Here is a 19143-nt window from a genome sequence, read left to right as displayed (position 1 = left end):
CTTTTGCGGGAGAGCACGATGGACACGAACACGTTCACGAAAGGCATCTACACGGCCAAGGCGCATACCCAGCATGCGGGCAACGGGCAGTTCCAGGGTTACGTGATCCTCGCGCGCGACGACGGGGACGACACCGAGAACACGCGTTACGACGTCCACTCGACGAGCCCCAGCGAGGAAGAAGCGTTCGACGAGGCGAAAGCGCTCGCGCACCGGATTCTCGGCGAGATCGAGCTGTAACGCGTACCGCTCGTCAGGCGCGGCTCAGAGCAGCCGCGCCACCATCGATAGCAGCATCGTCAGCACCAGCGTCGACATGAACGGGAACGGGTAGCGCCGCCCGCCGAGCGTCAGCGTGACGTCGCCCGGCATCCGCCCGATGCCGAGCTTGCCGAGCCACGGCCAGCAGCGCGTCAGGATCATCACCGCGACGAACGTCGTCAACAGCCAGCGCAGCATGCCGGGCTCCCGTCAGAGTGCGTGCGAGCGGTCGCCGCGCGCGAACGCGTCGAGCGTGCCGTCGATGCCGCGCGAGAACGCGATCACCTTGAACAGCTCGCCCATCTCTGCCTCGGAGATCAGCTTCTGCACCGCGTTCGCGGCCGGCAGGAATTCACGGATGTCCGACGGATCGATCGCGGCCAGCGCGTCGGTGATGCCCGCGTTCAGCAGGAAGCGCGCCTGCGACGTGTAGCCGAGCAGGTCGGCGCCGGTCGCGACAGCCGCGTCGTAGATGCCGGTGAATTCGACGTGCGCGGTGATGTCCTGCAGCCCCGGGTACAGGAACGGATCGTCGTGCGCATGGTGCCGGTAGTGGCACATCAGCGTGCCGCTGTCGCGCTGCGGGTGGTAGTACTCGTGAGCGGGAAAGCCGTAGTCGACCAGCAGCACCGCGCCGCGCCCGAGCATCGTGCAGACGGTGCGCGTGAACGCCAGCGCGGCCTCGTGCGTCTCGGTCACGTAGCCGTCGTGCGCGTCGTCAAGACCCGCGAGCACCGGCGGCAGGCCGGCTGCGTCGGCGGGGCGGTCGTCGAACACGAACGCCTGCCGCGCGTCGAGCGCGACGCCGCGCTCGTGCCACACGCCGCCCGCCTTCGCGAACAGCCGCACCGGCATCGCGTCGAGCACTTCGTTGCCGACCACGACGCCGTCGAACCGTTCGGGCAGCGCGTCGAGCCAGCGCACCTTCGTGGCCAGCGCCGGCGCGGCGGCCTCGATCGTGTCGCGCTGCCGTCCGCGCAGTTCGCCGGACAGGTCGACGATCAGGTATTCGTCGAGTTCGACGCCCTGCGCGTCGAGCGCGGCGAGCAGCCCGGCCGCGAGCTTGCCCGTGCCGGCGCCGAATTCCATCACGCGGCGCGTATCGCTCGCCGCGAGCGCTTCCGCGACCGGTTGCGCGAGCGTCTGCGCGAACAGCGGCGACAGCTCGGGCGCGGTGACGAAGTCGCTGCCGTCGTCGGCGCGGCGCCCGAACTTGCGCGCGCCGCCGCTGTAATAGCCGAGGCCGGGCGCATACAGCGCACGCTCCATGAAGCGGTCGAACGGCAGCCAGCCGCCGGCCGCCGCGATCTCGTCGCGCAGTTGCGCGGCAAGGGTTTCGGACTGCGCGAGCGCGTCAGGGCCGGGAGCAGGTAAACTAGCGGGTTCGTGAGCTTTCGGGTTCATCCCGGCATTGTAAATGACCGTTTCAGCCGATACGTCGACCCAGCGCGTGGCGCTCGTCACCGGTGCCCTGGGCAGCGCGGCCGACGCCGCGTCGATCGGTCGTGCGCTCGCGACGGGATTCGCACGGCGCGGCTGGGACGTCGCGCTGCAGCGCAGCCCCGGTACGCCGCGCGCGGCCGCCGACGCGCTCGTCGCCGAAGTCGCGGCGCTCGGCCGCCGCGCGGTCGTGCTCGACGCCGATCTGGCCCTGGAAGCCGACGCCGCCGCGCTCGTCGCCGCATGCGGCGCAGCGCTCGGCCGGCCCGCGTGCGCGGTGTTCGTGAGCGCCAGCGCGGGCGCCGACGACGCGCACACGGTGGACGGTGCGTCGCTCGCCGGCGCACTCGCGCGCAACGTGACGGCGCCGCTCGCGCTGGCCCGCGCGCTCGCCGACGCGACGCCCGACGCCGCGCGCGAGCATGAGGCGCTGCGCGCATGCGCGATCCACGTGCTGGACCAGGCGCTGTTTCACCCTGCGCCGGCGCAGTTGTCGCACGCGCTGATGCAGGCCGCGCTGAACCGCGCGACGGCGGCGCTGGCGCTCGCGCTCGCGCCGAAGGTGCGGGTCGCGGCGCTGGTGCGCGGCCACGCGCCGCACGCGGACGACATCGCGGCGGCGGCCTGCTATCTCGCGAGCGCGCCCGGCGTCACGGGCGCGACGCTGACCGTCGACGGCGGCGAGCACCTCGTGCCGCCCGCCGCCGGCCCGAATGAATGAACTGCGCGGATCGCGCGGCCTGACTGCCGCCGCCCGCGCCGCTTTGCGTGTGCGCACGCCAATTTGACTGGGACGACCATGTTTTCCGCTCTCCTGCACCCCCGCCTCGCGGACTGCCGCAGGCTCTACCTGCGCGACTACGAAGTGCACATCAACATCGGTGCCTTCGAACACGAGAAGCGCGGCGAGCAGCGCGTCGTCATCAACGTCGACCTGTTCGTGCCGCTCGCGCTGTCCACCCCCGTCGACGACCGTCTCCATGAAGTCGTCGACTACGACCTGATGAAGCAGAGCGTCGCGCAATGCGTGGCGCGCGGCCACATCCACCTGCAGGAAACGCTGTGCGACGCGATCGCCACGCACCTGCTGGCGCACGATGCCGTGCGCGCGGTACGCGTCTGTACCGAGAAACCGGACGCTTATCCGGACTGCGACGCCGTCGGCGTCGAAGTCTTTCGCATCAAGGACGAGGAGCGCGCATGAACGCCCCCCACATGAATGACACGGCGGCCGATGCCGCCACCCTCGACGCAACCGACGCCCCGGCGGGCCGCCAGGTGCTGACGCGCCGTGAACAGAAGGAAGCGTACGAGAACAACAAGCTGTTCAAGCGGATCGTGCGCCAGGTCGGCCAGGCCATTGGCGACTACAACATGATCGAGCAAGGCGACAAGGTGATGGTGTGCCTGTCGGGCGGCAAGGACAGCTACGCGATGCTCGACGTGCTGCTGCGCCTGCGCGAGCGCGCGCCGATCGACTTCGACATCGTCGCGGTGAACCTCGACCAGAAGCAACCGGGCTTCCCCGAGCACGTGCTGCCCGAATACCTGAAACAGGTCGGCGTGCCGTTCCACATCGAGAACCAGGACACCTACAGCATCGTCAAGCGGCTCGTGCCCGAAGGCAAGACGACCTGCTCGCTGTGCTCGCGGCTGCGCCGCGGGATCCTGTATCGCGTGGCCGGCGAACTCGGCGCGACCAAGATCGCACTCGGCCACCACCGCGACGACATCGTGCAGACGCTGCTGCTCAACATGTTCTACGGCGGCAAGCTGAAGGGAATGCCCCCGAAGCTGCAGTCGGACGACGGCAAGAACATCGTGATCCGCCCGCTCGCGTACGTGAAGGAAACCGATCTCGAGAAATACGCGGAACTGCGCGAATTCCCGATCATCCCGTGCAACCTGTGCGGCAGCCAGCCGAACCTGAAGCGCGCGGAAATGAAGGCGCTGATCCGCGAATGGGACAAGCGCTTCCCGGGCCGCGTCGAGAACATGTTCAACGCGCTCGCGAAGGTCGTGCCGTCGCACCTGATGGACACCACGCTGTACCCGTTCCAGTCGCTGCGCGCGACCGGCGTTGCCGATCCGCAAGGCGACATCGCGTTCGACGAGGAACCGTGCGCGTCGGGCGACGACACGGCCGCGCCGGGCGCCGCCAAACCGATCTCGATCGTCCAGTTCGACGACCTGTAAGCGGGGTCCGAACACCCGTCGGAACGGGGCCGCGCGGCCCTTTTCCGGCGCTGTCGCCCCGCCGCGACAGCCCCGGAACGGCGGGGGCCGCATGCTAAAATGGACGGCTTCGAACTCCTCTGACAAGCTGGCGCCATGAATATCGTGATTTTGGCGGCAGGCACCGGCAAGCGCATGCGTTCCGCGCTGCCGAAAGTGCTTCACCCCCTGGCCGGCAGGCCGCTCCTCTCCCACGTCATCGACACCGCGCGCACGCTGCAGCCGTCCCGGCTGGTCGTCGTCGTCGGTCACGGCGCCGAGCAGGTCCAGGCCGCCGTCGGCGCGCCCGACGTCCAGTTCGCGGTGCAGGCCGAGCAGCTCGGCACCGGCCACGCGGTCCGCCAGGCGCTGCCGCTCCTCGATCCCGCTCAACCGACGCTCGTGCTGTACGGCGACGTGCCGCTCACGCGCGCATCGACGCTGCAGCGCCTCGTTGATGCCGCACGCGAGGGCCGCTACGGGATTCTGACCGTCACGCTCGACGATCCGACCGGCTACGGCCGCATCGTGCGCGACGCGGCCGGCTTCGTCACGCGCATCGTCGAACAGAAGGACGCGTCGCCCGAACAGCTGAAGATCGCCGAGATCAACACGGGCATCATCGTCACGCCCACGGCCCAGCTGTCGATGTGGCTCGGCGCGCTGAAGAACGAGAACGCGCAGGGCGAGTACTACCTGACCGACGTCGTCGAACTCGCGATCGAGGCCGGTTTCGAGGTCGTCACCGCGCAGCCCGACGAGGAATGGGAAACGCTCGGCGTGAACAGCAAGGCGCAGCTCGCCGAGCTCGAACGCATCCACCAGCGCAATATCGCCGACGCGCTGCTCGTCGACGGCGTCACGCTCGCCGATCCGGCACGCGTCGACGTGCGCGGCACGCTGCGCTGCGGCCGCGACGTGTCGATCGACGTGAACTGCGTGTTCGAAGGCAACGTGACGCTCGCCGACAACGTGACGATCGGCGCGAACTGCGTGATCCGCAACGCGTCGGTCGGCGCGGGCACGCGCATCGACGCGTTCACGCACATCGACGGCGCCGAGCTCGGCGCTAACACCGTGATCGGCCCGTACGCGCGGCTGCGCCCCGGCGCGCAGCTCGCGGACGAAGCCCACGTCGGCAACTTCGTCGAGGTGAAGAATGCGGTGATCGGCCGCGGCTCGAAGGCGAACCACCTCACGTACATCGGCGACGCCGACATCGGCGCGCGCGTGAACATCGGCGCGGGCACGATCACCTGCAACTACGACGGCGCGAACAAGTTCCGCACCGTGATCGAGGACGACGTGTTCGTCGGCTCCGACACGCAGCTCGTCGCGCCCGTGCGCGTCGGCCGCGGCGTGACGATCGCCGCCGGCACGACGATCTGGAAGGACGTGGCCGACGGCCTGCTCGCGCTGAACGAGAAGACCCAGATCGCGAAGAGCGGCTACGTCCGCCCGGTCAAGAAGAAGAGCTGAACCTTTTGCGGGCGCCCCGGCGGCGCCCGCGTCGACTTACAGGATTGACCATTCATGTGCGGCATTGTCGGCGCAGTTGCGCAGCGTAATATCGTTCCGGTGCTGATCGAAGGATTGCGGCGCCTCGAATACCGTGGCTACGACTCGTGCGGCGTCGCCGTGCTCGAGCCTGGCGCACCGAAGCGCGCGCGCAGCGTCGCGCGCGTCGCCGATCTCGACACGCAGGTGCGCGAGTCGCACCTCGAAGGCACGACGGGCATCGCGCACACGCGCTGGGCCACGCACGGCGCGCCCGTCACGCACAACGCGCACCCGATCTTCTCGTCGAACGCGCTCGCGCTCGTCCACAACGGCATCATCGAGAACTTCGAGACGCTGCGCGAAGCGCTGCGCGCGAAGGGCTACGAATTCGTGTCGCAGACCGACACCGAGGTGATTGCCCACCTCGTGCACAGCCTGTATCGCGGCAACCTGTTCGACGCGGTGCGCGAAGCGGTGGGCCAGCTGCATGGCGCGTATGCGATCGCCGTGATCCACAAGGACCAGCCGCATACCGTCGTCGGCGCGCGCCAGGGTTCGCCGCTCGTGGTCGGCCACGGCGACGGCGAGAACTTCCTCGCGTCCGATGCGCTCGCGCTCGCGGGCAGCACCGACCGCTTCACGTTCCTCGAGGAAGGCGACATGTGCGAGCTGTCGCTCGACGGCGTGAAGATCGTCGATCGCCACGGCGCCACCGTGCAGCGCGAGATCCGCGTGGTCAGCGCGTACGGCGGCGCGGTCGAGCTCGGCCCGTATCGCCACTTCATGCAGAAGGAAATCTTCGAGCAGCCGCGCGCGATCAGCGATACCGTGCCGCAAACGGACGCGTTCGACGCAACGCTGTTCGGCGACGCAGCACCCGCCGCGTTCGCGGACATCGACAGCCTGCTGATCCTCGCGTGCGGCACGAGCTACTACTCGGGCCTCACCGCGAAGTACTGGCTCGAATCGATCGCGAAGATCCCGACCCAGGTCGAGATCGCGAGCGAATACCGCTACCGCGAATCGGTGCCGAACCCGCGCCAGCTCGTGCTGGTGATCTCGCAGTCGGGCGAGACGGCCGACACGCTCGCGGCACTCAAGCACGCGCAGTCGCTCGGTCACACGCACACGCTCGCGGTCTGCAACGTCGCGACGAGCGCGATGGTGCGCCTCACCGAAATGCAGTTCCTGACGCACGCGGGCACCGAGATCGGCGTTGCGTCGACGAAGGCGTTCACGACCCAGCTCGTCGCGCTGTTCGTGCTGGCCGCGACGCTCGGCAAGCTGCGCGGGCACGTCGATGCCGCGCAGGAAGCGGAATTCCTGAAGCAGTTGCGCCACCTGCCGGCGGCGCTGAACAGCGTGCTCGCGCTCGAGCCGCAGATCATCGCGTGGTCGGAGGAATTCGCGCGCAAGGAAAACGCGCTGTTCCTCGGCCGCGGGCTGCACTACCCGATCGCGCTCGAAGGCGCGCTGAAGCTGAAGGAAATCTCGTACATCCACGCCGAGGCCTATCCGGCCGGCGAGCTGAAGCACGGGCCGCTCGCGCTCGTCACGGAAGCGATGCCGGTCGTCACGGTCGCGCCGAACGACACGCTGCTCGAGAAGCTGAAGTCGAACATGCAGGAAGTGCGCGCGCGCGGCGGCGAGCTGTACGTGTTCGCGGATGCCGACACGCAGATCGTCAATGACGACGGCCTGCACGTGATCCGGATGCCGGAGCACTACGGGCAACTGTCGCCAATCCTGCACGTCGTGCCGCTGCAACTGCTCGCGTATCACACCGCGTGCGCTCGCGGCACCGACGTCGACAAGCCGCGGAACCTCGCGAAATCGGTGACGGTGGAGTAAGGCGGGAAGCAGGTCGGCGCGCCCACAACGTGCGCGCTGGCCAGACAGACGGAGACACAATGGTAGTAAGACTGTTTGGATGCGGTTTGCTGGCGCTGACGTTCGCGTCGACCGGCTGGGCCGCCGAGCACTACGTCGAAGTCTGGAATCCGCCCGAGGCGCGGCAGCCGGCAGCACGTACGCCGGCCGCGCATGCGGGCGCCGACGTGCACGCCGGCAAGAGCGCGGAGAAACATGCGAGCGCAACGCCGAAAGCCGCCGTGAAGCCGCACAAGCGCCGCGTCGCGCAAGCCGTGAAAGCCGGTTCGCATCGTCCCGCGGCCACGGCCGTGGCGCCCGCCGCACCGCGCCCCGTCGCACAGCCCGCGCCGGGCCGCCTCACGGTGATGCAGCCTGCCGACCCCGACGCGAAGTACACGCTCAAGTTCTCCGACATCCCCCGGCAATACACGCCGGATGGCAACGTGCTGCAGGTCGGCACGCACAACCGCTCCGCGGAGGTGACTCGATAATGGAAGCGCAAACCTACCTTGGCTACCAGATCTGGGGCCACGCGATCCTGCAGCAGGACGAGATCCTGCAGCCCGAACGTTTCGCGGCGAGCGGCACGATCACGCAGAACAACAAGCTCGTCGAGGCATCCGGCGTGCTCGGCGTGTTCGACACCGAGGACGACGCGCGCGAAGCGGGCATCGAATGGGCCCGCGCATGGATCGACAGCCACCGCTGAGCGGGCTCGGCGTGCGCAGCCTGCGCACTATCGTCGACGCCGCGCACCGGCCGGCCGCGAACCGCACATGAAAAAAGGGGCGTCATGGACGCCCCTTTCCTGTTCGAACCGGACAACTCAGGCCGCAGGCCGTGGCGGCCGCACCGCCGCCTGCGGCCGGCCGACGAACCGTGCCAGCCCGACAATCGCGGCCAGCGTCGCGAGGTACGCGACGATCTGGATGCCCGCCGGGCGCGCGGTATAGCCGATCAGCGTATGCAGCGCCTTGCCGACGATGCTCGACTCCTTGAGCAGCCACGACGTATCCCAGACTGCATCGCCCCACGACGGTACGAGGCCCGCCGCGAGCAGGAAGCCGACGCACTGGCTCGCCATGCCCGCCGCGAGCAGCACGATCAGCCAGTTGGTGACGGAGAACAAACGCTTCAGCGGAATCTGCAGCAGGCCCGCATACATCCCGTAGCCAAGCCCTGCACCGCCGAGCACGCCGAGCAGCCCGCCGGCGATCATCTGCGGCGTCTGCCCCGGATCGCCCGCGGCGATGCCGTACAGGAACAGCACGGCTTCGGAGCCTTCGCGCAGCACCGCGACGCCGACCACGATCGCCAGCCCCGTCAGCGGCTTGCTGCCGGCCGCGACGGCACGCCCGACCTCGGTCATCTGCAGCGCCATCTCGCGGCCGTGCCGGCTCATCCAGATGCTGTGCCACGCGAGCATCAGCGTCGCGACGAACATCACGCCCGCGTTGAAGACCTCCTGCCCCATGCCGGATGCCCATTGCGAAATCACGTCGGCGAACGCCGCGATCAGGCCGGCGCCGATCACGCCGCCAACCAGCCCGCCGCCGACCCACCAGCCGCGCCGCGGCACGCCCTTCGTGGCGGCCATCACGATCGAGACCACCAGCGCGGCCTCGAGCACTTCACGAAAAACGATCAGGGCAGTAGACAACATGGCGATATGGGCTTACTTGACGCTCAGGTGCGTCTTCGACTGCGCTTCGTGATACTCGTCGTGGAATTCGTACGTGCCGGCCTTCAGCGGCCCGACCAGGATCTCCACCGACTTGCCCGCGGGCACGACCTTCTCCGCCTTGAAGTCGTCGCTCTCGAATTCGGCGGGCGTCGCGTCGAGGTTCTTCACGACGAACTTCACTTTCTTGCCGGCCGGAATCGTCACGCCGTCCGGCGAAAACTTGTGATCCTTCAGGGTCAGATTGACGACATCGTCGGCCGCGAATGCGGAGGTTGCCGATGCGCCCAGCAGCGCCAGCGCAAAGCCGAAAGCAAAACGGTTCATGGGGGTAACGAATTGAAATATCGAAGGGAGCCGATACTAAGATCGATTCGCATTTTCATCTCGCGTACCCTTACTGGCAGCATGGTGATCGTGCTTCATCGCTCACCTTCGCGCGTTGCCCGGCAAGGCATCCGCCTGACTTTGCCTGGAACGCTTCGCCGTCAATCCGGACAAGTTCGGAATGACGGCGCAGGCTCGCTCGCCATTCATCAGACTTCATCTTTGCAACATGCTGTCGCGGCACTACTGTCGTCACACCGAGGCCGCGACACTGATTTTCGGCGACACGCGTACGCTTGACCTTCCCACCGTGGCAAGCTTCATGCTGTCGATGCTTGTCAATCGTCAACTCAGGAGAACACGATGGAATTCGAAGTCCAGGACATGACCTGCGGCGGCTGTGCCAATGCAATCACGCGTGCGGTGACGGCTGCCGATCCCGCTGCGAAGCTCGACATCGACGTCGCGGCGAAGATCGTCAAGGTCGAATCGGCGCAAGGCGCCGAGCGCGTGCAGTCGATCATCGAAGCCGCCGGCTTCCACCCCGCACTGCGTGCCGCATAACGCCCGCACGCCACGGGCGCGGGCACACCGCCGTACGGCGCCGTGCCCGCGCCCGATTTCCCGTCAGCGCAGCCGGATCAGCGTCGACTTCAGCTCGGTGTACTTCTCGAGCGCGTGCAGCGACTTGTCGCGGCCGTTGCCCGACTGCTTGTAGCCGCCGAACGGAAAGTTCATGTCGCCGCCCTCGTCGTAGCAGTTCACCCAGACGGTGCCCGCGCGCAGCCGACGCGACACGTCGTGCGCGGTCGTCAGGTTCGACGTCCACACGGCCGCGGCCAGCCCGTATTCGGTGTCGTTCGCGATCCGCACGGCCTCGTCGACGTCGTCGAACACGATCACCGACAGCACGGGCCCGAAGATCTCCTCGCGCGCGATCTTCGCATCCGGCTTCACCTCGAACACCGTCGGCTCCACGTAGAAGCCGCCCGTCTCCTCCTTCACGCGCGCACCGCCGGTGACGAGCCTGCCTTCGCTGCGCCCGGCCTCGATATAGCCGAGCACACGCTCGAGCTGGATGCCGTCGACGATCGCGCCCATCGACACCGACGGATCGAGCGGATTGCCGGGCACGTACGCACGCGCGGCCGCGACGAGCTTCTCGATGAACACATCCTTGATGTCGCGATGCACGAGCAGCCGCGAACCCGCCGTGCACATCTCGCCCATGTTGTAGAAGATCGCGCCGGCGGCCGCCTGCGCCGCGCGGTCGAGATCGGGACAATCGGGCAGCACGATGTTCGGCGACTTGCCGCCGAGTTCGAGCCACGCGCGCTTCAGGTTCGACTGCGCGGCGTACTGCATGATCAGCTTGCCGACTGCCGTCGAGCCCGTGAACGCAATGCAGTCGACGTCGCGATGCAGCGCCAGCAGCTTGCCGGGCTCGCCCGCCCCCGGCACGACGTTGAACACGCCCGCCGGCATGCCGGCCTCGTACGCGAGCTGCGCGACCCGGATCGCGGTCAGCGGCGATTTCTCCGACGGCTTCAGCACGACGCTGTTGCCGGCGGCGAGCGCGGGGCCGAATTTCCACGCGGCCATCAGGATCGGGAAATTCCACGGCACGACGGCGGCCACCACGCCGACCGGCTCGCGCGTGACGAGACCGACGAGATGATGATCGGCCGGCGCGACTTCGCCGCCCACCTTGTCGATCGCTTCCGCAAACCATTCGACACAATAGGCGGCGCCCGGCACGTCGACCGTCGTCGTGTCGCCGATCGGCTTGCCGGCGTCGAGCGTTTCGAGCAGCGACAGCTCGTCGAGATGCTCGCGCATCAGCGCGGCCCAGCGCAGCAGCACGGCCTTGCGCGCACGCGGGTTCAGCCCAGCCCACACGCCCGCGTCGAACGCGCGGCGCGCCGCGGCAACGGCCGCGTTCACGTCGGCTTCGCCGCAATCGGCGACCTTCGCGAGCACGCGGCCGTCGATCGGGCTCACGCAGTCGAACGTCTTGCCGCCATGCGCGTCGCGCGACGCGCCGTCGATGAATGCGCGCCCTTCGATCTCGAGCGACGCCGCCTTGTCCTGCCAGTCAGCCAAAGTCAACTTGTTCATCAGGATGCCTCAGTTTTTGGGCATTCGCGATGCGGCACGCCGCTGCGCGTGACGCGCAGCCGGCCGGCAGCGAATGCGGTGATGCGCGACCGGAAGGTCAGAAGGTCGCCGGCGAATTGGCCGAGACGACCTCACAGATCAGGTCCGCGCTGGGATTGCGAAAACGGTGCGGCAAACGGCTTTCGAAGTAGTAGCCGTCTCCGGGGTCGAGCAGCCACGTCGCGCCGTCGACGGTCAGCTCGAGCTTGCCCGACACGACGACACCGCCCTCGTGCCCTGCGTGCACGAGCATCTCGGGCCCCGTATCGGCCTGCGGCTGGTAGATCTCGCGCAGGATGCACATGTTGCGGTCCTTCATGCTCGCGCCGACCAGGTGAAACGCGAGCGTGTCGTTGCCGAGGTTCGGCATCTCGTCGCGACGCGACACGACCGAACGCGATTCGGCGAGCTCGAACGTGAAGAACTCCGCAAGACTCATCGGGATGCATTCGAGCAGCTTCTTCAGCGAGCCGACCGACGGGCTCACGCGGCCCTGTTCGATCAGCGAGATCGTGCCGTTGGTCACGCCGGCCCGCTTCGCGAGTTCGCGCTGCGACAGGCCATGCTTGTTGCGCACGAAACGCAGGCGCTCGGCGACTTCGGTGGACATCGATTCGGTTTCGGACACGATAGGTGCGGTGACAAAGTGAAACGACGCGGTGGACAGCCGTTGAATATTCTAATCACTTTATGCCGTACATCAGCGGGGAAAACCCTGAAAGGCGTTCGAAATAATGAACACCTTGTCGATTATTCCGTTTGCGAATCTTTTGTTCGCACTGCTCGGGAAAGCCCTGATGCAACACCGTTAAAAAACATTTGACGCCGTTTTTGGCTCGTATATGCTGGCTCTCAGGTTAGCGTCATCAAGCTTTCATCGGCATCAAAAAACGTTATTGCAACGCAAAAATTGATGCCCATCAATGTAAATGACGCGTAACCGGCGCCTTGATTATTTTAAACGCCCAGCGCGTCGAAACGGTCAGGTGTTCAATACTTTCAACAACCCAGTCGAGTGTAATCGTGAGAGTCCGTGGCCCTCTGGTGAGGTGGGATCGAAGCGTGGCGCGAAGTTCGCGCAGCGCGGCGTCCCCTTCCGATGGCAGTTGCGGCTGGCATAGTCCTCGCCTGCAGCATCTGTCGATCTACACCATCCTGTCCCGTCGTTCCGTTCGGCGTCACAACGCCGTATCCGCACGCGCATTCGTCGCCGTCGATACCGACGAAGTGGCGTCGCTGCTGCCGTAGCGCCTCTCCTTTCTTTACGTCGTTCGTTTCATCCGCTGATTCGCCAACCGCATCGTCCGTGCGGTGACGGAACGCGTTCGCGCATTCGTTGCGGCGTCGCGTATCGCAATGAAACGAACGACGGCCTGATCGTCGCGCGCAGCGCGGATCGCCACGCCATCCCGTTGCGCCCATTCACCAGCGGCCCTGCGTCCCACGCAAGGCTGCGGGGTTGTTGCACGCCGGCGTTTCGCCACATCCGGCAAGACGTACGCAACAACCTTCCGGATAACTGATTGACGTCATGGAAAGAAGGAAACCCCTCGTCGGCATCACCGCCGACCACACGCAAATCGGCGCACACGCGTCGCATACGGTCGGCGACAAATACGTCGCCGCGATCGTCGACGGCGCGCAAGCGTTCGCGATGGTGCTGCCCGCGCTCGGCGAGCGCCAGTCGACCGACGACATCCTCGACACGGTCGACGGCCTGCTGTTTACCGGCAGCTACTCGAACGTCGAGCCGCACCTGTACGGCGGCGAACCGAGCGCGCCCGGCACGAAGCACGACCCGGCCCGCGACGCGACCACGCTGCCGCTGCTGCGCGCGGCAATCGCCGCGGGTGTGCCCGTGCTCGCCGTCTGCCGCGGCTTCCAGGAGCTGAACGTCGTCTGCGGCGGCACGCTGCACCAGCGCGTGCATGACGTGCCGGGCTTCGCCGATCACCGCGAGGACGACAACACGCCGATGGACACGCAATACGGCCCCGCGCACGTCGTGCGCCTGACGCCCGGCGGCAAGCTGCACGCGCTCGCCGGCGGCCGCGACGAAGTGCACGTGAACTCGCTGCACAAGCAGGGCATCGCGCAGCTCGGCTCCGGCCTCGCCGTCGAGGCCGTCGCACCGGACGGCCTGATCGAAGCCGTGAGCGTCGTCGATGCACCGGCTTTCGCCCTCGCCGTGCAATGGCATCCGGAATGGCGGCATGCGCAGGACCCGCTGTCGAGCGCGATCTTCCGCGCCTTCGGCGACGCCTGCCGCGCCCGTCGCGACGCCCGCACGCACGCCACGGCCGCCGCCGCGCTCGCCTGAGCGCGCCGACCCAACCAACGAGAACAGACATGCAAGACATCGAAAGTTTTCTGAAACAACACCGGATCACCGAAGTCGAGGCGATCATTCCCGACATGGCTGGCATCGCGCGCGGCAAGATCACGCCGCGCAACAAGTTCACCTCCGGTGAATCGATGCGGCTGCCGCAGGCCGTGATGGTACAGACCGTCACCGGCGAATATCCGGAGGACGGCTCGCTGACCGGCGTGACCGACCCCGACATGGTGTGCGTGCCCGACGAATCGACGATCCGCCTGATCCCGTGGGCCATTGACCCGACCGCGCAGGTAATCCACGACTGCGTGCACTTCGACGGCTCGCCGGTCGAGATCTCGCCGCGCTACGTGCTGCGCCGCGTGCTCGACCTGTACAAGGCGAAGGGCTGGAAGCCCGTCGTCGCGCCGGAACTCGAGTTCTACCTCGTTGACATGAACAAGGACCCGGACCTGCCGCTGCGTCCGCCGGTCGGCCGTACGGGCCGCCCCGAAACGGGCCGCCAGTCGTATTCGATCGAGGCCGTCAACGAGTTCGATCCGCTGTTCGAGGACATCTACGAATACTGCGAAGCGCAGAACCTCGACATCGACACGCTGATCCACGAAGTCGGCGCCGCGCAGATGGAGATCAACTTCATGCACGGCGACGCGCTGTCGCTGGCCGACCAGGTGTTCCTGTTCAAGCGCACGGTGCGCGAGGCCGCGCTGCGTCACAACATGTACGCGACGTTCATGGCCAAGCCGATGGAAGACGAACCGGGTTCGGCGATGCACGTGCACCAGAGCATCGTCGACGAGGAGACGGGCCAGAACCTGTTCACGTCGCAGGAAACCGGCGGCGCGACGTCGATGTTCTACAACTACCTCGCCGGGCTGCAGAAGTACACGCCGGCGCTGATGCCGATCTTCGCGCCGTACATCAACTCGTATCGCCGGCTGTCGCGCTTCATGGCCGCGCCGATCAACGTGCAGTGGGGCTACGACAACCGCACGGTCGGGTTCCGCATCCCGCACTCGGGCCCGTCGGCACGCCGCATCGAGAACCGCATCCCGGGCGTCGACTGCAACCCGTACCTCGCGCTCGCCGCGACGCTCGCGGCCGGCTACCTCGGCATGACGCAGCGCCTGGAGCCGACCGAGCCGCTCGTCAGCGACGGCTACGACCTGCCGTACCAGCTGCCGCGCAACCTCGAGGAAGGGCTGACGCTGATGGCCGCGTGCGAGCCGCTCGGCGAGATCCTCGGCCACAAGTTCCTGAAGGCGTATTTCGCGCTGAAGGAAACCGAATACGAAGCGTTCTTCCGCGTGATCAGCTCGTGGGAACGCCGCCACCTGCTGCTGCACGTCTGAGCGTGCACACGACCGAATACGGAAACACGGAGGAAACATGACTTATCGCAACGAATCTGCCTGGATCCAGCCCGCCGCGCCGAGCGCGCCGGCTGCCGCACCGCGCGCGACGCAGGCGCGCTCGACCGCCGAATACCGCGCGCTCGATGCCGCGCACCACATCCACCCGTTCTCGGACATGGGCGCACTGAACCGCGCCGGCAGCCGCGTGATCGTGAAGGCTGACGGCGTCTACCTGTGGGACTCGGACGGCAACAAGGTCATCGACGGGATGGCCGGCCTCTGGTGCGTGAACGTCGGCTACGGCCGCAAGGAACTTGCCGACGCAGCGTATCGCCAGCTGCAGGAACTGCCGTTCTACAACACGTTCTTCAAGACCACGCACCCGCCGGTGATCGAACTCTCCGCGATGCTCGCGGAAGTGACGCCGGCCGGCTTCAATCATTTTTTCTATTGCAACAGCGGCTCGGAAGGCAACGACACCGTACTGCGCCTCGTGCACCAGTACTGGCGCGTGCAGGGCCAGCCGCAGAAGAAGTTCGTGATCTCGCGCAAGAACGGCTACCACGGCTCGACGATCGCCGGCGGCACGCTCGGCGGGATGGGCTACATGCACGAGCAGATGCCGTCGAAGGTCGAGAACATCGTGCACATCGACCAGCCGTATTTCTTCGGCGAAGCGGCGGCCGGCGAAACGCCGGAAGCATTCGGCCTCGCACGCGCGCAGCAGCTCGAGGCGAAGATCCTCGAACTCGGCGCGGAGAATGTCGCGGCATTCATCGGCGAGCCGTTCCAGGGCGCGGGCGGCGTGATCTTCCCGCCGTCGACGTACTGGCCGGAAATCCAGCGGATCTGCCGCAAGTACGACATCCTGCTCGTCGCCGACGAAGTGATCGGCGGCTTCGGGCGCACCGGCGAATGGTTCGCACACCAGCACTTCGGCTTCGAGCCGGACCTGATCACGATGGCGAAGGGCCTCACGTCGGGCTACGTGCCGATGGGGGCCGTCGGCATTCACGAACGCGTGGCGCGGCCGATCATCGACAACGGCGAATTCAACCACGGCCTCACGTACTCGGGCCACCCGGTCGCCGCGGCCGTCGCGGTCGCGAACCTGAAGCTGCTGCGCGACGAAGGGATCGTCGAACGCGTGAAGAACGACACGGGCCCGTACTTCCAGGCGCTGATGCGCGAGACCTTCGCGCGTCACCCCATCGTCGGCGAGGTGCATGGCCACGGCCTCGTCGCGAGCCTGCAGCTCGCCGAATCGCCGGCCGATCGCCGCCGCTTCGCGAACGGCGGCGACGTCGGCACGATCTGCCGCGACTTCTGCTTCAACGGCAACCTGATCATGCGTGCGACCGGCGACCGGATGCTGCTGTCGCCGCCGCTCGTGATCACGCGCCAGGAAATCGATGAACTCGTGTCGAAGGCAAAGAAGGCCGTCGATGCAACCGCCCAGCAACTGGGTATTTCGTAACGGCTTTGCCTACAGGCGTGCGGCGGGCGCCGCACGCTGCCATAACCAGGGGAATTCCACCATGCGTGCCTGCTTTCTTCGCCAAGCCTGTTCTGTTGCCGCCCTTGCCGCCGCGGCAGCGTTCACGTCAGTCGCCAGTCCGTCGGCGCATGCCGAGGACCTGAACGTCTACAACTGGTCCGACTACATCGCACCGGACACGATCCCGAACTTCCAGAAGCAAACGGGTATCCACGTCAAGTACGACAACTACGACAGTGACGACACGCTTCAGGCGAAGCTGCTTGCCGGCAGTTCGGGTTACGACATCGTCGTGCCGACGTCGAACTACATGGCCAAGCAGATCCAGGCCGGCGTGTACCAGAAGCTCGACAAGTCGAAGCTGCCGAACCTCGCGAACCTCGACCCGCTGCTGATGAAGATGATCTCGGATGCCGATCCGGGCAACCAGTACGGCGTGCCCTGGGCCTACGGCACGGACGGCATCGGCTACAACGCGCAGGCGGTGAAGAAGGCACTCGGCGACAAGGCGCCGGTCGACAGCTGGGCGCTGGTGTTCGACCCGGCCAACATGGAAAAGCTGAAGGGCTGCGGCGTGTCGTTCCTCGACCAGGCCGTCGACGTGTTCGCCGCGACGCTGCAGTACATGGGCAAGGATCCGAACAGCAAGAACCCCGGCGATTACCAGGCTGCCTTCGAAGTCCTGAAGAAAGTCCGCCCGTACATCACCCAGTTCAACTCGTCCGGCTACATCAACGACCTCGCGAACAACGACGTGTGCGTCGCGCTCGGCTGGTCGGGCGACGTCGGCATCGCGCATCGCCGCTCGGCCGAAGCGAAGCGTTCGTACGACATCAAGTTCTCGAACCCGAAGGAAGGCGGCCTGCTGTGGTTCGACGTGATGGTGATCCCGAAGGATGCACCGCACCCCGAGGCCGCACTGAAGTGGATCAACTACGTATCCGATCCGAAGGTCAACGCGGCGATCACCAACACGGTGTTCTACCCGACCGCGAACAAGGCCGCGCACCAGTTCGTCACGCCGGGCGTCGCACAGGATCCGACCGTCTACCCGCCCGAAGACGTGCTGAAGAAGATGGTGCTGATGAAGCCGATGCCGGCCGACATCCTGCGTCTCCAGAACCGCCTGTGGGCCCAACTGAAGACCGGCCACTGATCGCCAAGCATTCCGGCGGCGCAGGTATCGCTTCACGCCTGCCCGCCTGAGATCCGCGGACCTCCGTCCGCTCGCGCGCGCCGCGCGCACTGTTCCATCCGGCCCGAGCCGTTGTCCGTGAGTCGCATTGCGCGCCTCGCGCGGGAGCGCTCACGCCTGCAATCCGTGAAGAACGAATGGTGAATCCCATGCAATCGATACCCTCTTCCGCTGCTGCACGACAGACCCAACCGGCCACCGCGGCCCGTACGCAAAACGACGCCTTCGTGCGCATCGAAAACGTCGTGAAGAAATTCGGCGACAGCACGGCCGTCGACAACGTGAACCTGACGATCGCGAAGAACGAACTGTTCGCGCTGCTCGGCAGCTCGGGCTGCGGCAAGTCCACGCTGCTGCGCATGCTCGCCGGGCTCGAGACGGCCACCTCCGGCAAGATCTTCGTCGACGGCGAGGACCTCGCATCGCTGCCGCCGTACCGCCGCCCGGTGAACATGATGTTCCAGTCGTATGCGCTGTTCCCGCACATGACGGTCGAATCGAACGTCGCGTTCGGCCTGAAGCAGGAAGGCACGCCGAAGAACGAGATCAAGGAACGCGTAGCCGACGCGCTCGCGCTCGTGCAGATGAGCAAGTACGCGCAGCGCAAGCCGCATCAACTTTCAGGCGGCCAGCAGCAGCGCGTCGCGCTCGCGCGTTCGCTGGTCAAGCGCCCGAAGCTCCTGCTGCTCGACGAGCCGATGTCCGCGCTCGACAAGAAGATCCGCCAGAAAACCCAGCTCGAACTCGTGAACATCATCGAGAAGGTCGACGTGACCTGCGTGATGGTCACGCACGACCAGGAAGAGGCGATGACGATGGCGAGCCGCCTCGCGGTGATGAGCGAAGGCAAGATCGTGCAGATCGGCGCGCCGGGCGAAGTCTACGAATTCCCGAACAGCCGCTTCTCGGCCGAATTCATCGGCTCGACCAACCTGTTCGAAGGCCGCGTGGTCGAGGACGAGCCCGATCACATCTTCGTCGAGAGCGACGACCTCGAAGCGCGCATGTACGTGAGCCACGGCATCACGGGCCCGCTCGGGATGCCGGTCGGCATCTCGGTGCGTCCGGAACGCATCCACGTGTCGCGTGAGAAGCCCGGTTCGAAACACAACTGGGCGCGCGGCGTCGTGACCGACATCGCGTACATGGGCAGCTACTCGCTGTACCACGTGCGCTTGCCGAGCGGCAAGACGGTCGTGTCGAACCTGTCGAGCTCGCACCTGATGAGCGATACGGCTCCGGCGTGGAACGACGACGTGTTCGTGTCGTGGTCGCCGGCGAGCGGCGTCGTGCTGACGCAATGAGGAC

General features: G+C 66.7%; 21 protein-coding genes. 15 read left to right on the top strand and 6 right to left on the bottom strand.

The features are described 5' to 3' along the window. Window positions 1-18: 18 nt before the first annotated feature. Window positions 19-240, top strand: coding sequence for a hypothetical protein (locus HAV18_RS28000; protein WP_011353424.1), 222 nt, complete (start codon window positions 19-21; stop codon window positions 238-240). A 24-nt stretch (window positions 241-264) separates the two neighbouring features. Here HAV18_RS28000 and HAV18_RS27995 read toward each other — a convergent pair whose 3' ends face one another. Together HAV18_RS27995 and HAV18_RS27990 are read right to left on the bottom strand one after the other, a co-directional pair. Continuing rightward, window positions 265-459, bottom strand: a complete 195-nt coding sequence (locus HAV18_RS27995) for a DUF2905 domain-containing protein (RefSeq protein ID WP_059667113.1) — start codon at window positions 457-459, stop codon at window positions 265-267. A gap of 12 nt (window positions 460-471) precedes the next feature. Continuing rightward, complete coding sequence (locus HAV18_RS27990) at window positions 472-1665, bottom strand: class I SAM-dependent methyltransferase (RefSeq protein ID WP_166962668.1); 1194 nt, start codon at window positions 1663-1665, stop codon at window positions 472-474. Between the two features lie 13 nt (window positions 1666-1678). Here HAV18_RS27990 and HAV18_RS27985 point away from each other — a divergent pair, with 13 nt between their 5' ends. From HAV18_RS27985 to HAV18_RS27955, 7 genes are all read left to right on the top strand, one after another. Continuing rightward, window positions 1679-2422 carry an SDR family oxidoreductase gene (locus tag HAV18_RS27985; protein ID WP_166962666.1) on the top strand — a complete coding sequence of 248 codons (744 nt, stop codon included), beginning with the start codon at window positions 1679-1681 and terminating at the stop codon, window positions 2420-2422. A 78-nt stretch (window positions 2423-2500) separates the two neighbouring features. After that, window positions 2501-2905 (top strand): dihydroneopterin aldolase, encoded by a 405-nt coding sequence (locus HAV18_RS27980; protein ID WP_166962664.1) that lies wholly within the window; start codon window positions 2501-2503, stop codon window positions 2903-2905. Continuing rightward, window positions 2902-3897 (top strand): tRNA 2-thiocytidine(32) synthetase TtcA, encoded by a 996-nt coding sequence (gene ttcA / locus HAV18_RS27975; protein WP_166962662.1) that lies wholly within the window; start codon window positions 2902-2904, stop codon window positions 3895-3897. Before HAV18_RS27980 ends, ttcA begins: the two co-directional genes overlap by 4 nt. A gap of 135 nt (window positions 3898-4032) precedes the next feature. After that, window positions 4033-5394, top strand: a complete 1362-nt coding sequence (gene glmU / locus HAV18_RS27970) for a bifunctional UDP-N-acetylglucosamine diphosphorylase/glucosamine-1-phosphate N-acetyltransferase GlmU (protein ID WP_166962660.1) — start codon at window positions 4033-4035, stop codon at window positions 5392-5394. Between the two features lie 54 nt (window positions 5395-5448). Next, window positions 5449-7266, top strand: a complete 1818-nt coding sequence (gene glmS / locus HAV18_RS27965) for a glutamine--fructose-6-phosphate transaminase (isomerizing) (RefSeq protein WP_166962658.1) — start codon at window positions 5449-5451, stop codon at window positions 7264-7266. 59 nt (window positions 7267-7325) lie between these two features. After that, entirely contained in the window at window positions 7326-7778 is a 453-nt protein-coding gene (locus HAV18_RS27960; RefSeq protein WP_166962656.1) for a hypothetical protein, read from the top strand. After that, window positions 7778-7996: a hypothetical protein gene (locus HAV18_RS27955; protein ID WP_166962654.1), complete on the top strand. Its 219-nt coding sequence runs from the start codon at window positions 7778-7780 to the stop codon at window positions 7994-7996. The genes HAV18_RS27960 and HAV18_RS27955 overlap by 1 nt, the downstream gene beginning before the upstream one ends. A gap of 117 nt (window positions 7997-8113) precedes the next feature. Here HAV18_RS27955 and HAV18_RS27950 read toward each other — a convergent pair whose 3' ends face one another. Together HAV18_RS27950 and HAV18_RS27945 are read right to left on the bottom strand one after the other, a co-directional pair. Next, on the bottom strand, window positions 8114-8950 hold the full coding sequence (locus HAV18_RS27950) for an FTR1 family protein (protein WP_166962652.1): 837 nt from the start codon (window positions 8948-8950) through the stop codon (window positions 8114-8116). Window positions 8951-8962: 12 nt separating this feature from the next. Further along, window positions 8963-9295, bottom strand: a complete 333-nt coding sequence (locus tag HAV18_RS27945; RefSeq protein WP_059521142.1) for a cupredoxin domain-containing protein — start codon at window positions 9293-9295, stop codon at window positions 8963-8965. A 363-nt stretch (window positions 9296-9658) separates the two neighbouring features. Here HAV18_RS27945 and HAV18_RS27940 point away from each other — a divergent pair, with 363 nt between their 5' ends. Then, window positions 9659-9859: a heavy-metal-associated domain-containing protein gene (locus HAV18_RS27940; protein ID WP_011353438.1), complete on the top strand. Its 201-nt coding sequence runs from the start codon at window positions 9659-9661 to the stop codon at window positions 9857-9859. 63 nt (window positions 9860-9922) lie between these two features. Here HAV18_RS27940 and HAV18_RS27935 read toward each other — a convergent pair whose 3' ends face one another. Both HAV18_RS27935 and HAV18_RS27930 read right to left on the bottom strand, forming a co-directional pair. After that, window positions 9923-11413: an aldehyde dehydrogenase gene (locus HAV18_RS27935; RefSeq protein ID WP_166962650.1), complete on the bottom strand. Its 1491-nt coding sequence runs from the start codon at window positions 11411-11413 to the stop codon at window positions 9923-9925. A 97-nt stretch (window positions 11414-11510) separates the two neighbouring features. After that, complete coding sequence (locus HAV18_RS27930) at window positions 11511-12062, bottom strand: cupin domain-containing protein (protein ID WP_166962648.1); 552 nt, start codon at window positions 12060-12062, stop codon at window positions 11511-11513. A 413-nt stretch (window positions 12063-12475) separates the two neighbouring features. Here HAV18_RS27930 and HAV18_RS40070 point away from each other — a divergent pair, with 413 nt between their 5' ends. From HAV18_RS40070 to HAV18_RS27900, 6 genes are all read left to right on the top strand, one after another. Continuing rightward, window positions 12476-12700 (top strand): hypothetical protein, encoded by a 225-nt coding sequence (locus tag HAV18_RS40070; protein WP_072437498.1) that lies wholly within the window; start codon window positions 12476-12478, stop codon window positions 12698-12700. A gap of 283 nt (window positions 12701-12983) precedes the next feature. Continuing rightward, on the top strand, window positions 12984-13772 hold the full coding sequence (locus HAV18_RS27920; RefSeq protein WP_166962646.1) for a gamma-glutamyl-gamma-aminobutyrate hydrolase family protein: 789 nt from the start codon (window positions 12984-12986) through the stop codon (window positions 13770-13772). 29 nt (window positions 13773-13801) lie between these two features. After that, window positions 13802-15139, top strand: a complete 1338-nt coding sequence (locus HAV18_RS27915; protein WP_166962644.1) for a glutamine synthetase family protein — start codon at window positions 13802-13804, stop codon at window positions 15137-15139. A gap of 37 nt (window positions 15140-15176) precedes the next feature. After that, window positions 15177-16619 carry an aspartate aminotransferase family protein gene (locus HAV18_RS27910; protein WP_166962642.1) on the top strand — a complete coding sequence of 481 codons (1443 nt, stop codon included), beginning with the start codon at window positions 15177-15179 and terminating at the stop codon, window positions 16617-16619. 61 nt (window positions 16620-16680) lie between these two features. After that, on the top strand, window positions 16681-17796 hold the full coding sequence (locus HAV18_RS27905) for a polyamine ABC transporter substrate-binding protein (RefSeq protein WP_166962640.1): 1116 nt from the start codon (window positions 16681-16683) through the stop codon (window positions 17794-17796). 188 nt (window positions 17797-17984) lie between these two features. Continuing rightward, a complete protein-coding gene (locus HAV18_RS27900) occupies window positions 17985-19139 on the top strand; it encodes an ABC transporter ATP-binding protein (protein WP_166962638.1) in 1155 nt (384 codons plus the stop codon). The last annotated feature ends 4 nt before the right edge of the window (window positions 19140-19143 follow it).

The organism is Burkholderia sp. D-99 (genome assembly GCF_011605345.1).
In the GTDB taxonomy this organism is placed as follows: domain Bacteria; phylum Pseudomonadota; class Gammaproteobacteria; order Burkholderiales; family Burkholderiaceae; genus Burkholderia.
This window is presented reverse-complemented; position numbering and strand designations above follow the sequence as displayed.